Annotated in this window: 12 protein-coding genes; 8 read left to right on the top strand and 4 right to left on the bottom strand. The window is 43.8% G+C overall.

Annotated features, from left to right (window positions below; translation table 11 throughout):
• Positions 1–138: 138 nt before the first annotated feature.
• A complete protein-coding gene (gene argH, locus I6E86_RS01920; protein ID WP_197175032.1) occupies positions 139–1,512 on the bottom strand; it encodes an argininosuccinate lyase in 1,374 nt (457 codons plus the stop codon).
• A gap of 185 nt (positions 1,513–1,697) precedes the next feature.
• Between argH and I6E86_RS01915 the strand changes: the two genes are divergently transcribed.
• From I6E86_RS01915 to I6E86_RS01890, 6 genes are all read left to right on the top strand, one after another.
• Positions 1,698–2,777, top strand: coding sequence for a histidine kinase (locus I6E86_RS01915; RefSeq protein ID WP_320158514.1), 1,080 nt, complete (start codon positions 1,698–1,700; stop codon positions 2,775–2,777).
• Between the two features lie 364 nt (positions 2,778–3,141).
• On the top strand, positions 3,142–3,879 hold the full coding sequence (locus I6E86_RS01910; RefSeq protein WP_194363412.1) for a LytR/AlgR family response regulator transcription factor: 738 nt from the start codon (positions 3,142–3,144) through the stop codon (positions 3,877–3,879).
• Between the two features lie 343 nt (positions 3,880–4,222).
• A complete protein-coding gene (gene hemC / locus I6E86_RS01905; RefSeq protein WP_197174822.1) occupies positions 4,223–5,257 on the top strand; it encodes a hydroxymethylbilane synthase in 1,035 nt (344 codons plus the stop codon).
• Positions 5,258–5,478: 221 nt separating this feature from the next.
• Positions 5,479–6,498 carry a uroporphyrinogen-III synthase gene (locus I6E86_RS01900; RefSeq protein WP_197174821.1) on the top strand — a complete coding sequence of 340 codons (1,020 nt, stop codon included), beginning with the start codon at positions 5,479–5,481 and terminating at the stop codon, positions 6,496–6,498.
• Between the two features lie 74 nt (positions 6,499–6,572).
• On the top strand, positions 6,573–7,598 hold the full coding sequence (locus I6E86_RS01895) for a hypothetical protein (protein ID WP_197174820.1): 1,026 nt from the start codon (positions 6,573–6,575) through the stop codon (positions 7,596–7,598).
• 50 nt (positions 7,599–7,648) lie between these two features.
• Entirely contained in the window at positions 7,649–8,140 is a 492-nt protein-coding gene (locus I6E86_RS01890; protein WP_197174819.1) for an acyl-CoA thioesterase, read from the top strand.
• Positions 8,141–8,308: 168 nt separating this feature from the next.
• Here I6E86_RS01890 and ribBA read toward each other — a convergent pair whose 3' ends face one another.
• Positions 8,309–9,421, bottom strand: a complete 1,113-nt coding sequence (ribBA, locus tag I6E86_RS01885; RefSeq protein ID WP_197174818.1) for a bifunctional 3,4-dihydroxy-2-butanone-4-phosphate synthase/GTP cyclohydrolase II — start codon at positions 9,419–9,421, stop codon at positions 8,309–8,311.
• A gap of 329 nt (positions 9,422–9,750) precedes the next feature.
• A complete protein-coding gene (locus tag I6E86_RS01880; RefSeq protein ID WP_197174817.1) occupies positions 9,751–11,040 on the bottom strand; it encodes a replication-associated recombination protein A in 1,290 nt (429 codons plus the stop codon).
• A gap of 434 nt (positions 11,041–11,474) precedes the next feature.
• Here I6E86_RS01880 and I6E86_RS01875 point away from each other — a divergent pair, with 434 nt between their 5' ends.
• Both I6E86_RS01875 and I6E86_RS01870 read left to right on the top strand, forming a co-directional pair.
• Positions 11,475–11,999, top strand: coding sequence for a type IV secretion protein Rhs (locus I6E86_RS01875; RefSeq protein ID WP_227680476.1), 525 nt, complete (start codon positions 11,475–11,477; stop codon positions 11,997–11,999).
• Positions 12,000–12,126: 127 nt separating this feature from the next.
• Positions 12,127–13,083, top strand: coding sequence for a hypothetical protein (locus tag I6E86_RS01870; protein ID WP_197174816.1), 957 nt, complete (start codon positions 12,127–12,129; stop codon positions 13,081–13,083).
• Positions 13,084–13,209: 126 nt separating this feature from the next.
• On the opposite strand, the gene gltA is transcribed toward I6E86_RS01870, so the two are convergent.
• Positions 13,210–14,490: a citrate synthase gene (gene gltA / locus I6E86_RS01865; protein ID WP_197174815.1), complete on the bottom strand. Its 1,281-nt coding sequence runs from the start codon at positions 14,488–14,490 to the stop codon at positions 13,210–13,212.
• Positions 14,491–15,138: the final 648 nt, after the last annotated feature.

Here is a 15,138-nt window from a genome sequence, read left to right as displayed (position 1 = left end):
GGTCTTAGACCATTTAGCAAAGGGTATCTGGTGTATTGTTTGCAAGTGCTAGCATAGCGTCATCAATAAAAAACACCCGCTACTGATGCGGGTGTTTGCAGTTTTGGGTTAATACACTACTTAATCGTAAAGTAGCTGTTAAGCAAATACTTCTAAGCGGTTACGGCCACGGCTAACAGCTTGTTTCACTTGATTCGGCGCAGTGCCACCCAAGTGGTCACGAGCGGCCAATGAGCCTTCTAGCGTGAGATAATCGAAGACATCTTCACCGATAGCATCGCTAAACTGCTGTAACTGTGCCAATGACAAATCGCTCAAATCAACGCCTTCTTTGATACCCAAAGCAACGGCATTACCCACCACTTCATGGGCATCACGGAACGCCACTCCTTGGCGTACCAAATAATCTGCAAGGTCGGTCGCTGTTGCATAGCCTTTCATGGTGGCGGCGCGCATGTTTTCTTTATTTGGTGTGATGTTTGGTAGCATGTCACCAAATGCCAATAAACAGCCGGTAAGGGTATCAACACAATCAAAGAGAGGTTCTTTGTCTTCTTGGTTGTCTTTGTTATAGGCGAGGGGCTGGCTTTTCATCAGACTAAGCAGGGTCATTAGTTGACCAAATACACGGGCTGCCTTACCACGAACCAGTTCTGGCACATCAGGGTTTTTCTTTTGCGGCATGATAGATGAGCCAGTACAGAAGCGATCTGGAATCTGCACAAAGTTAAACTGCGCGGACATCCACAGGATAATCTCTTCACTCATGCGAGACATATGCATCATAAGTATAGATGCGGCAGAGGTGAACTCAATCGCAAAATCACGGTCTGAGACAGCATCAAGTGAGTTTTGGCAAATGCCTTCGAAGCCAAGCAACTCAGCGGTAATGGTACGGTCAATTGGAAACGTCGTGCCAGCGAGTGCTGCGCTACCAAGTGGCATCTGATTGATACGGCGACGCGCGTCGACTAAACGTTCGGTATCACGATACAGCATCTCAAACCATGCCATCACATGATGACCAAAACTGACCGGCTGTGCCGTTTGCAAATGCGTAAAACCTGGCATGATGGTATCAGTATGTTGCTCAGCCAAATCTAGCAAGCCGCTTTGTAGACGCACTAATAGCGCGATGATATTGTCTGTCTCTTCACGCAGCCACAAGCGAATATCAGTGGCCACTTGATCGTTACGGCTACGACCAGTATGGAGCTTTTTCCCAACTGCACCGATGATATCAGTGAGGCGTGATTCAACGTTCATATGGACGTCTTCGAGGGCGATTGACCAGTTAAATTCTCCAGCCTCAATCTCGCGCAGCACTTGATGTAGGCCGTCGATGATAGTGGCTACTTCATCAGCGGTCAAAATATCGCATTCGTTTAGCATCGTTGCATGAGCAATCGAGCCTTGGATATCGTGACGCGCAAAGCGTTGGTCAAAGCCCACAGAGGCTGTGAAAGCCGCAACAAAGCTATCGGTGGCTTCACTAAAGCGGCCACCCCACATTTGCTGACCTTGACCACTTGCAGCGCTGTTTTGTGTTGGGGCGGTTGTTGTAGAACCATCTGTGCTAAAATCAGAGACAGATGAACTTTTACTTGATTCAGGATTACTAGGTTTTGAAGAATTGGCGTTCATATCGGTACAAGACAAGTCAGCAGAATAAGAACTCGAGTATAGCAAATGATGAGGTGGCCTTACTAGCCACGCGCTTAGAGTTTTTTATTCCCAAACTCATGGAAGTGATGAGACCTTGGCAGTGGCTGACGTATATCTTTTTCTGGTCTATATGCTTCACGGTGATTGAACGTCATGGTCTGGCCACATGGTCTGCATTTATCATGCAATTCATGCGTAGCTGGGTACAAAACACCCTAATCGTCATGCCATCGTTGTACTTGGTCGATTATTTGCGACCTATCTTAAAGCAAGCCAGTATTCCTAGTGTCAGCATACGTATCGTTTTACTACTCATGATAGCCACTATTATTTCTATGACTTTAGTAGAATTAATCATGATCAATGTTGGCTGGATAGAATACAATTTTCAATTGTTTGCGCTAAGCTTATTATTTAATACGGTACTCACAGGTGGTTTCACGCTGGTGTTTTTATTGTATTTTTTGCGCAGTCACCGCGAGCTCAATGCGCTAAAATTGTCATTTGAATATAAGCTAACCGCTCAGAACGACTTGATCAAAACCCGTACTGCCCCGCATTTCTTTTTCAATACCATTAATACACTGATCTCTTTGATCGAATCTAATCCAGCAAGAGCGGCGGCCTTATTGCAACACGTCTCTGCATTGTTTCGTGCCAGTTTTAGTGGCGCGCGTGAAATAAGCTTTGAAGAAGAGATCAATTTGTGTGAGCATTATTTGGCCATCGAGTCTAGCCGGCTAGCCGATAAGCTCAAAGTCAGTTGGCAGCTACCTGATGAGGATGTGATGTATGATATGGTCATCACAGCACTGACGCTACAAAGCGTACTAGAAAAAATACTGCTCAACGTGGTGGAGATGACCACTGAAACGATTTATATCGACATTCAAGTCACTTGGCATCAGCACCGAGTCACAATCACAATCAATGTCGCCCTTCCCAAAAAAACACTCATCATCAATCACGATTTGCGTCAGCACATGAATTTTTATATTCAAGCGGATCGTCTGCGTGCCTATTTTGGCCAAAGTGCCGATATTCATAGCACAGTGGCCAGCACTCAAATCGTGACGGTTATTGATTATCCCCTCCAAGACGTCGGTCTATAACGCTATATTTTTAAATGATTCCCTTAAGCGTTCTGGCTGTAAATATTTATATGGCACGCTTATTGCAGAATCTTAAATATATTAAAGTCTTAAACGTTCGAAAACAGCACTGCTTATTATTTGTTAAATATCGATTAACAGTAAGTAGCGTCAACATACGATACAACACAATTGCACCGTGGTAAACGTACAAGTATCGCGCGTATATTGACCGCTACAAAACTGACGTATCTCGTCAAAATACTATTAAAAAATTGATAGAAAATAATTGAGATTTTTTATACTAAGTGATTGATAATGACTATGAATACTATGGTCATACTATTTAGCAAAAAATTAAGTACGTCCTTGGATAGGAGTTTACATGCGTATCGTAGTTTGTGATGATGAGCCATTAGCGCGAGAGCGTTTGGTCAGAATCGTACAAGAGTCAGGACATGACGTTGTTGCTCAAGCGACCACAGGGTCAGAGGCCATCGTCGCCGTCAAGACTCAGCAACCAGATATCATATTATTAGATATTCGCATGCCTGAGATGGACGGTGTACGCTGTGCTCAAGAGCTTGCAAAGCTTGACCATCCACCAGCAATCATATTTGTCACAGCTTATGATCATTATGCAATAGCTGCATTAAAAGCCAATGCTATTGGCTATTTATTAAAACCTGCAAATAAAGATGAGCTATTAGAGGCACTGAATAAAGCCAAAAACTTGAATGCCGCACAGTTAAATGAGATCCGTAAACTCGAAGATCCCACTGCTAGGCCAATACGTGAACATATTGCTGCTCGCACCCATCGCGGTGTAGAATTGATTAAGCTAAAAGACATCTACTATTTTGCAGCAGACCAAAAGTACGTCAAAGTGCGTCATAAAGATGGCATTGTATTAATTGATGAGACGCTAAAAGAGCTTGAGCTAGAGTTCGATGATCGCCTGTTTCGAGTGCATCGCAATGCCATTATCAATTTGAGTTTTTTGGATTTTTTAGAGACGCTAGATGCAGGACAGTACCAGATACGTTTTAAAGGCATTGATGAGACATTAGCCGTTAGCCGTCGTCACTTGCCTGCATTGCGTGATAAAATTCAAAGCATGTAACTTAAACATTCGCAAAATAAGAACAGCTAGGAAACCAATAGCCATACCGTACTCATACGATATATCGTAGACTAGATGAGTGTGATACGGCCGACCCTATTGTTGTGAGTTTATACTGCTGTAGTAAGAGTGACATAATCATCCCATATCATCGAACCCTTATTTATGCTTAAATAGGGGGATTTTTTTGCGTCAGTATTGACTATCACTGATCCATATCACCTGCTATTTATGACAAACATACCTATTGCTTGATACCGCCTTATAGTATCGCTTGGTAATGACATGATGGCCACGGATATGATTAGCACTGACGATCGTATTGAACTTATTGAGGCCTTTTATGAGCAATCCAAAATCATCTGCTTTGACTACCCTAAATATCGCGACACGTCAGAGTCCTTTGGCGCTATGGCAAGCTGAGCATATTCGCGATCGTTTATTGGCGTTATATCCTGATCTGACCATTAACCTGCTAAAAATTGTCACTAAGGGTGACAAGATTTTGGATACACCTTTAGCCAAAATCGGTGGTAAAGGATTGTTCGTGAAAGAGCTCGAGCAAGCCTTGTATGAGAACCAAGCAGATATTGCAGTCCATTCGTTAAAAGACGTACCGATGCAATTGCCTGAAGGTTTGATGCTAGGCGTCTACTGCAAACGCGCTTCCCCAACAGATGCCTTTGTCTCAAACACTTATAATAGTATCGATGAGCTGCCACAGGGAGCTGTCGTTGGCACCTCAAGTTTGCGTCGTCAATGTCAGATCAAAGCCTATCGACCTGACCTACAAATCAAGACCCTACGCGGCAATGTGGGTACACGGTTGGGCAAGCTCGATGCTGGTGAATATGACGCCATTATTTTAGCGACCAGTGGGCTGCAACGTATTGAGCTTGATGAGCGAATTCGCGGTGAGCTCGATATCGATGCTTGCTTACCTGCGGTTGGTCAAGGTGCACTAGCAATTGAATGCCGTGAAGGCGATGACGAGGTATTAAGATTACTTGCCCCGCTGAATGATGCCAAGGCCCGTATTCGCCTCATCGCTGAACGTGCGCTGAACCGTCACTTAGAGGGTGGCTGTCAAGTACCGATTGCCGCTTATGCTGTTTTACAAATGGCAGAAGAGACGAGCGCTAACAACGATGATAATGGTGAAAGTGGCAATAACGACCACGGCAATGTGTTGTGGCTGCGTGGCCGAGTCGGGCAAGCGGATGGCAGTCAACTGCTAAAATCAGATAAAAGGGTCACCTTAGTTGGTACTCAAGATGAGCAGGAAATACAGGCCAATCAGCTGGGTATTGATGTTGCAGAAATGCTACTTACTGAGGGTGCTGGCGCTATTTTATCAGCGATTTATCATCCTGAATAAAGCGTTGTTCATAGGATACTCAATTGATAGACCAGCCATAGAATAGGTTATAGTTGATTCAGTTTAAAAGAGGTACAAGGCAACCGACTACAGATGTATATGTGATACCTCAAGCAAGGTTAACGCCTTAACTCTTTTATAAAAGATTGACTATAGCCTGCGATTGAGCCTATTTAGTGTTATTAATCGTCAGTTATTCATCATTGCACTGTGGTACTTTTATGTCATCAATGTCAACTCATACGACCTCGATTCATAGTGATACATCCACTGACACGCCTTCATCAGTGCCAAAAATTGTCATCAATACAAGACCGTTGGCGCGTGCAGCAGCACTGACTGAGTATCTACAAGCGGCTGGAATGACAGTGGTTGAGATACCAATGCTGGCGCTACAGTCCCGTCCTACGACTGATAGTGACATGGCAATAATGCGACAATGGCTGGCTGGTGAGTACAAAGCATTGGTCATCATTAGCCCGACGGCTGCCGCTGCAGGATTGGCGGTTTGGCAGTCCCTTAAACATCATGTTCAGGCTAATAATGATGAGCGAGTAGAGACAGATTGTCAGGTTTTGCAGCCACCAAGCCCTCTCATTGCGGTTGGCACAGCAACTGCTGCAGTACTCAGCCAGTCAGACATATCAGTTATAGCAAGCTACCAGATATTGCAGCCTACCGTGGCCAATAATGAAGGTATGCTGGCCATGCCAGAAATTGAGGATTTGCAAGCAGGGGATAAACTACTGATATGGCGTGGGTTGGGTGGGCGACGACTATTGGTCGATACCTTAGAGGCGCGAGGGGTTCATATCGATAGTATTGCATGGTATGAGCGCAGCATGCCTAGCGATGCGGCAACTCAATATCAGCAGTGGCAACAGCAATTTTTGGCAGGTGATGCAGTCTCAGGTGTCGCAGCCCCACAGCGGCCAAAGCCAATCGTAATCGTGAGCAGTGGAGTAGCCTTTGAACACTGGACAACTACTGTCAAAGAAGCACAAACACAGGCTATCGAACCTGCACCAGCTACATCTCTAGCAATGGACAGTCATACAGAAAATGGCATTTATACAGTAACTGATACTCAGCATAGTACCCAGCTCATATTATCAGATTTCTCTTATGTGGTACTGGGTGAGCGTTTGGCCAATATAGTCGCCGCTCAGCACTTAAATCACTGGCGCGTAGAAGATTTGGCACTAGATACGATTCTTTGTGCCATTACTTCTGAAACATGATATGTCAAATATAGTATCTCAAATTTATTATTTGCTCTAAACACGTTTATACCTATCCATAACGGTACTGCCCTATGTCAATGAATTCTGAATCTTTACCTAAAGATCCTTCTACGGTTCAACAGCGCCGTCAAGCAAATATTCTGTTATTGCGCATGCAGTGGTTCGTTATCCTATTGCTTATCGCTGCATTATTATGGCTGTATATCAGCCAGCAGCGCTTTCAACATAGTATCAATGAGCGCTTGCAAAGCAACGAACAAGTGGTCAGTCGTTTAAATGAGATGGACGATCGTTTGTTTGCTGTGAGCCAGCAGACCTTGCCAACACCTAGCGTCAAAGCCAGTAGCCAAGCACAAAATCAGCTCGATCTATTGCGACTCCAGATAAAAGCGGCTGATAGGTTGTTGGCGGACAGCGATGATGGCGCAGCCATAGAGCTGTTACGAGGTCTGCATTGGCAGCTTGCACAAAAGAGTAATGAGATTGCGCCAGCGTTGACCATTGTGATTAAACAAAGCCTTATGAAAGATATTGAACGCTTGCAGGCACAAAGCTCGCAACCTAGCCCTTGGCAAATACAAAATCTTGCGATTCAAAATATCCAAGACTTTTTACACAGTCACGAGCGCCTTGGCAGCTATGAGGGCGCCGATATTCAGCGACGTGAGCTAGTAGATACAGTGACTGAGGACAAGACCAATCGTGTCGCAAACAAGACATCTATTAGCAATGACTCGACATTGACACGCAGACAGCTGACGATTCATGAAGTCATCATGACGTTGAATTTAGCCAGTCAATCGAGCAATATGCGTAAGCAAGATCAGCTGATTGGGTATTTGACCCAAGCTCGCAAACAGCTTAAAACCCTGGTACCCAAAGTACCTACCAGTGATAATAAAAAGCGCTCACAAGACAGTGCAATCGGCATCGTACAGTCCAATAAAAAACCAGCCAGTGGACAGAATAACGTAGAGACGATGACATCACCTAGTGATGTGTCAGAAGTGATCGCTTGGCTCGATCAACTGATCGCCAATGCACCCAAACCCACGCCGTTACTGACCACGCAAATTTTGGAAAAACCCCAAAATTAGGCCAATTCTCAAAAATTTAGACACAGACAATACAAGCAATAAGGTAAGTTATGAGCAGTTTTGATAAGCAATCAGGTTTGGTGTCTGCACCAGAGTATTATCCTCGTCCTGAAGCACTGGCACATTATGCAGTGATTCATCATCAGCCTATTCACTGGGGTGAAATGGATGCCTTTAATCACTTAAATAACGTGGTTTATTATCGTTACTCAGAGTCAGCACGCATTGGTTATTTACATGCGCTAGACATGTTCGATGGCAGCATGGTGACCGTATTGGCGCAGTCGAGTTGCCAGTATTTACGCCCAGTGACGTATCCTGATACCCTACTGTTAGGGGTTCGCTGTCAGCGTTTGGGTAACACCAGTATGGCAATGGAGTATAGCTACTATAGTACTGCGCAGAATATAGTCGTCGCCACAGCATCAGCAGTTGTGGTGCGTCTTGACAGTGATGGGGTAAATAAATTGCCGTGGACGATCAAGGAACGCGAAAAACTGTTGGCATTAGAGGCAGAGTTTGGTCACGTACCTGAGCTTTAGCGTAAGGTCTATCTATACCAATCACTGTCTATATTAGGGCCTGTCTAGATGAATCGTTAACCTCTGAATAATGATGACCCCAGCAGTTAAAATAAAAGGGCACGCTAACATTACGCTAGCGTGCCCTTTTTTAATCTTAGCTTTTCGACTCAATAGTGCAAGCAGATATTAGTTTTGTTGCGGTGCTTGAACAAAATCAACCACGTTCAGATCAAAGCCTGAAAGAGCAAAAAACTTCATCGGTGATGACAATAGGCGCATATCACGGACACCTAAGTGACGTAATATTTGTGCGCCAACACCAACGCTACGATACGGCTGTTGAGTGAGCGTTGATTGCGATTCATTATCTGCGGCTTTATCTAACGCATCCCCTAAATCAACTGCTTGGTTACTACCAATCCAAACCAATACACCGCGATCTGAGGCGCTAATTTCTTTTAATGCCGCTTGTACGCTCCAGCCACTACGGCCGGTCATGTCATTTTTGGCCGCAAACAAATCACGTAATGGATGGAAGCCATGAACACGTACCGTACTGATGCCTTCGCTGACATCGCCTTTGACTAATGCTAAATGGGTCTCATCAGCACCAAATTCACGGAAGCGATGCAAGGTGAACGTACCATGTTCAGTTTCAAAAGGATGTGATTCTACTTCTTCTACTGTTTGCTCATTCGCAATACGATAGTTGATAAGATCGGCAATCGTACCTATTTTTAAATCATGCTCTTTGGCAAAGATCTCAAGATCATCACGACGTGCCATCGTACCATCAGCATTGATAATTTCGACCAGTACAGATGCTGGTTCAAGACCTGCTAAGCGTGATAAGTCACAACCTGCTTCTGTGTGACCAGCGCGATGCAATACGCCACCATCTTGTGCGATGATAGGGAAGATATGGCCAGGCTGTACAATATCTTCAGCTTTAGCAGTAGCAGATACCGCTGCTTGAATCGTACGGGCGCGATCGGCAGCAGAAATACCAGTCGTAACGCCTTCAGCCGCTTCGATTGATACAGTAAAGTTGGTGCTGAATTTCGCTTCGTTGCGCTCAGACATCAGTGGTAAAGACAGCTGATGTGCACGCGCTTGTGAGATAGTCAAACAGACTAAGCCACGCGCATGGGTAATCATAAAGTTAATATCTTCAGGGCGCACATGGGTCGCTGCCATGATGATATCACCTTCGTTTTCGCGGTCTTCATCATCCATCAAGACGACCATTTTACCAGCACGAATGTCTTCGATAATCTCAGGGATCGTATTTAAACTCATAGTAAATCTCAATGTCTTATTATTTATAGATAGGTGTGATTTGGAATATAGAGCATTATCTGCCTATTGTAGCAGCAGATGATACAAAGCGCTGTTACGGTCAAGCAAAGCGCGCTATCAGTAATGTCATTCAAATAAAAAGTGACGCACTTAATGGCTTGTATAGTTCATTATGAGGTTATTTTAACGCTTTTCATCGCAACGTGCTGTGTCATCTTCCCACTATATCGTTCAGTATGTCAAAAATAGTCATAAGTATTATCAATGACCGCTACCATTTATGCATTAAAGTGCACGTTACATAATGATCCGAGCCATGTTATACATGGTTAGTCATTACTTGCTGCTTGGGTTTTTAGCCATTCCATAAATTGTTTGCTATGCTGCTCTCGTTGATTGTCTGCAAACTCATAAAAGCGTGTGCCGATTAAGTTGTCTGGTAAATAAGACTGTGGATAGTAATGGTTGGGATAATCGTGAGGATAGACATAGTACTGACCATAACCTTGATGTCGCATCAGCTTGGTCACGCCATTGCGTAGATGTAGTGGTACAGGAGAGGCATCCTTTTCTGCCAATGCCATCGCAGCATTGATCGCTTTATAGGTGCTATTACTTTTGGCACTGGTCGCCAGATAAACCACCACTTGCCCTAAAATTAGACGTGCCTCAGGCATACCAATGGACTGCACACTGCGCAACGCGGCATCAGCAAGAAGTAAGGCATTAGGATTGGCATTGCCGATATCTTCGCTTGCTAGAATGACCAAACGCCGCGCGATGAAGTCAGCAGGCTCGCCGCCCACCAGCATCCGCGCCATCCAATATAGTGCAGCATCAGGATCGGAGCCACGTACTGATTTTATCATTGCTGAGACGATATCGTAATGCTGCTCACCATTTTTGTCGTAGCGCACCAGTGCCGTCTGTGCTACCCGACCGACCAATGCATCATCAATGAGCATTGGTGATTGCTTAGGGTCAGCTGTTTGAACAGCAAGCTCTAATAAGTTCAGTGCCTTTCTAGCGTCACCATGTGCCAGTTGGCTGATAGTGTCTTTTGCTTGCAAATCGACAGTCAGTTCTTTTAGCACGTTGTCTTCCGACAGTGCTCGCTGTAATACCACACTGATTTGCTCTGGTGTCAGAGGTTCTAGACGATACACTTGACAACGTGAGAGTAGGGCATTGTTGACACTGAATGAGGGGTTTTCGGTCGTGGCACCTATCAAGGTAATATCGCCAGACTCTACTGCGCCCAGTAGTGCATCTTGCTGTGCTTTATTAAAACGATGAATCTCGTCGATAAACACCACAGGAGATTCAAATGCCAATGAGTCCTTATTATCTAATACTTCGCGTAATTGTTTGACGCCAGTATTCAAGGCGGAAAGCGCATGAAATGGACGCCCAACAGCATCTGCTAGCAGCATCGCAATAGTTGTCTTACCGATACCTGCTTCCCCATGCAAGATAATAGACGGCAGGTGTCCTTGATCGACCAAACGCCGCAAGGGTGCGCCTGCTGCTAGCAGATGCTCTTGACCTATGATATCAGCCAATGTAGTGGGGCGCATACGCTGAGCAAGTGGGGTATCCGCATGGAAATTAGGTGGCATAAGACTCTCTATTGGAAAATTAAAAATCTATCTGTTGGCTACAACGGCAGTCACTCGTGGGCTTTGATAGCAAAATCTATATAGCAATGTACTATGCTACTTTAATTACTGTTATTGCTTTGGAACCCTTATTTTTTGGCATGATTCTCGCAGTAATTTTATAATAGCAATGAGTATTAGACATTAATAGCGAAAATAGGCTAGTTTATAAGGTAGTATTTGTTATAGATAATGCATATATGCCCTAGGCTAACGCAAAAATATGTTAATGAAAGCTAACTAAGCGTATAGCTTATGTCCTCGATGCTTTAGTTCTCATGATTCACCTATATTAAAGGCTCTACTATTAATAGTTCTAATGTAATGACAAGAACTATTCATTAAGTACTGTTCGTTAAGTATGGCTATTAGAAATAGCCTGTCAAATATAAGGGATGACACTGAAGATAACTAAATCGACTCGTAAAGGGTTTTTCAATCGTTACTTGCGTAGTGATACAGGCAAGCAACAGTCACGTTTCTTGACCACTGGCGAGATCGTACTGGCGCAATCGGTCTTTGGTGACAGTATCAGACTGGATGGAGTGCAACTAAAGACTGCTTGGTGGGTACTAAAAAACTATGCTGTAAGCCCAAATGGCAATATTTATTTTAATCCAGCTGACTGGATTGCAGATTTTAGCGAGGCTTCACTAAGTAAGCAAAGTTGGCTCATACATGAGCTCACGCATGTGTGGCAGTTGCAACAAGGCCTGAAAGTCGTGCGTGGGGCGCTGATGGATAGGCGCTACAATTATGTACTAGAGACTGGAAAGTCGTTTTTTAAGTATGGTATCGAGCAGCAGGCTCGCATGGTTCAAGATTATTTTTTGCGTCATCAGCGAGGCCAAAACTGCCAAGATTTAGAAGATTGCATTCCATTTTTGATAACTGATAATATCCGCCGTCGTCAACTATAAGGACAGTCAGTAATTGATCGTCTCTGTCACAGCTAATGCAATCATGTGCTCAGAAACACGTTAATAATGAAAGACGGTTACCATTTAACCCCTAATTGCTTTGCTTTATCAAAGGATGTGTACGCTCATGTTTAGACTTCTGTCAGTGACACCAAATAGTGACACCTATTATAAGTCAGCCTTACTGGCCAGTGCGTTGGCAGGCACGTTGTTTTTAACGGGTTGCCAACAGCAATCAGAGACACAGCCTGCGACAGATAACAGTCAGCCCAGTGAAAAAACAAGTGAAGAAGACAGTCAAACGATGCCGCAAAGTGATTCGGCTAAAGCACGTATAAAACAGTTTCAGCCGATATATGTTACCCAAGCATTGGGATTGCAACGTCGTTTGCAGGCAGAGTATGAATCGTTGGAAGCTGCTGATGCCTCAGACAGCGAAGCCTTGCTCTTAGATAATGATACGGGCACCAGTAGTAACGTCAATGAGACAACAACGGGTGAGCTTGCGTCTCCAGCAGCTTCTACAATAGATACTAGTGGCGCGGATAATCCGAAAACCAGCACTGGACAAGGTACAACTGCGACTAGCCCAGTACTACCTACCACTGTAGATAGCAAAACAGACGTAGATGCCGATATCAATACAAGTACTGAGGTGGGTGAACGTGATTTGACTGTATTAAAGCGTATCAGTCTTGAGCCGCGTAAACCTGTCATGTTGACCGAAGATCAAATCATAGAACGCTATCAACAAACGATGGATGCACTGTATCAGCCTGTGACCACACCGCTCAGTGCAGAAGATTCTGACACGCTAATCGATATAGCAACTTTGGTGCCGCAGTTATTTGAACACGCAGAGATTGCTGGACGGGTCAGTGCAAAGAGCCCAGCGCTGGCACGTTTGATCATTCAGCATCAGGTATGGGAACAAATAGAAGCTCAGCAAGTAATCGATATGCAACAAATGAAGCTCGACCAACAAACAGAGTTTGAGACATTGATGACCAAATTTAATGACACCATCGAAGGATATGATGAACAGATTGCCAAGTACGAGCAGACTTTAAAAGAGTTTCAATAACTAAAGATATTGAGCACGCTCGAACCCGTAATCGTATTAAATAGAGCTAATACTTTTATCTAAAAATAAAGCAATAAAAAATCCCGCACGATGGCGGGATTTTTTATTGCTCAAATACTATTTAGCTTACTTGCGATCTTCGACCTTTACAAAATCACGGCGCGTTTCACCAGTATATAACTGACGTGGGCGACCAATTTTGAATGGTGCACTGTGCATCTCTAACCAATGGCTGATCCAACCAGAAGTACGAGCCAATGCGAAGATTACGGTAAACATTGACGTTGGGATACCAATGGCTTTCAAGATGATACCAGAGTAAAAATCAACGTTTGGATACAGATTACGCTCGATGAAGAACGGGTCTTCTAAAGCAATTTTTTCAAGCGCCATCGCTAGCTCAAGCTTAGGATCATTGATACCGAGTGCTTCTAGTACTTCATCACAAGTCTCTTTCATTACTTGAGCACGTGGATCGAAGTTTTTGTAGACACGGTGACCAAAGCCCATTAGCTTCACTTCACGGCTTTTCACTTTTTCCATGAATTCAGGCACATTTTCAACCGTACCGATTTCATCTAGCATCTCAAGAACAGCTTCATTCGCGCCGCCATGTGATGGTCCCCAAAGTGCAGCGATACCAGCAGCGATACATGCATAAGGGTTAGCACCTGTAGAGCCTGCTAAACGTACCGTTGAGGTAGAAGCGTTTTGCTCATGGTCAGCGTGCAAAGTAAAGATTTTGTCCATTGCGCGAGTGATGACATCGTTTTTCTGATAATCCACATCAGCAGGCGTTGCAAACATCATGTATAAGAAGTTTTCTGCGTAGTTAAAGTCATTACGCGGATACATGAACGGTTCGCCCTGAGAGTATTTGTAACTCATCGCAGCAAGCGTAGGCATCTTAGCAATCAGACGAATAGCTGTGATTTCGCGATGTTCTTCATTGCTCACGTCTAGGTCTTCATGATAGAACGCTGATAAAGCACCAACGACACCAACCATAATAGCCATCGGATGCGCGTCACGGCGGAAGCCTTCAAAGAACTTACGCAATTGATCATGAACAGCAGTATGCTCGCGGATTTTTTCAAAGAAAACAGCTTTTTGATCGCTGTTAGGCAGATCACCATGAATCAGCGCATAAGCGACTTCTAGGTATTCAGCATTGTTTGCTAACTCGTCAATAGGGTAGCCGCGATGCAATAGCTCGCCTTTACCACCATCAATGAAGGTGATTTTTGATTCGACAGGAGCGGTTGCCATGAAACCTGGATCATAGGTCCAGTAGCCAGCTTGTTGGAAAGCAGCAACTTCGATTACTGACGGTCCTAAAGTACCTTCAGTAATAGGAAGTTGGTAGTCCTTACCATCTACGGTCAATGTGGCTTGATTGTCAGCCATAATTTAATCTCCATTGTTTTAACTTGTTAGAACAAAAATAATAGTGACGCACACCCTCGCGTCATAAATAGTCAAATGGCCAAAATGAATGTGACCCATTTAATATGCAGGCTATATTAGCAGTTATTACTTAAGTTTTGAAAAGACTTTTACTCGCTAGACCACCAATAGACGTGCGCTAATAGTGCTTATCGGCTGTAAACTTTGTATCAAAATATGTCTGTCAGGTTATTTTACTTAAAATACATCTCTTCATGAGAAAGTCTACAGCAGCATTACGAGTCTAATATTTTCGGTTTTTCAATATAATTCAGAGACAAATCTCACAAACAATCACAGCAAAAACTGGCAGAGCATACCTAGCAAGCAAGTGACGGTTTTGATAATAATTGCTATTGAAAATCAGCATTGTCTTTGTTAACGAATTTATCGATCCAGTATGTATATATTCTTACTAGATGGATAAGTTTGTAATTATCGCTCAGTCATTTTATAATTGTAGCCATTAACTAGCACTAGCTTTGCGCGAATGAACAAATGATCATGCTATAGTGTCGCTCAGAGCGTATTCTATTCATGCTTATTTACGATTGTCTGGTATTACGATAGGCCAAACCGCATTCTATGGTTTGAATTTTGTTCTTAACC

It is taken from the genome of Psychrobacter sp. SWN149, from assembly GCF_015864565.1.
GTDB lineage: Bacteria > Pseudomonadota > Gammaproteobacteria > Pseudomonadales > Moraxellaceae > Psychrobacter.
The sequence above is the reverse complement of the archived record's forward strand: the minus strand, read 5'-3'. Positions and strand labels throughout refer to the sequence as shown.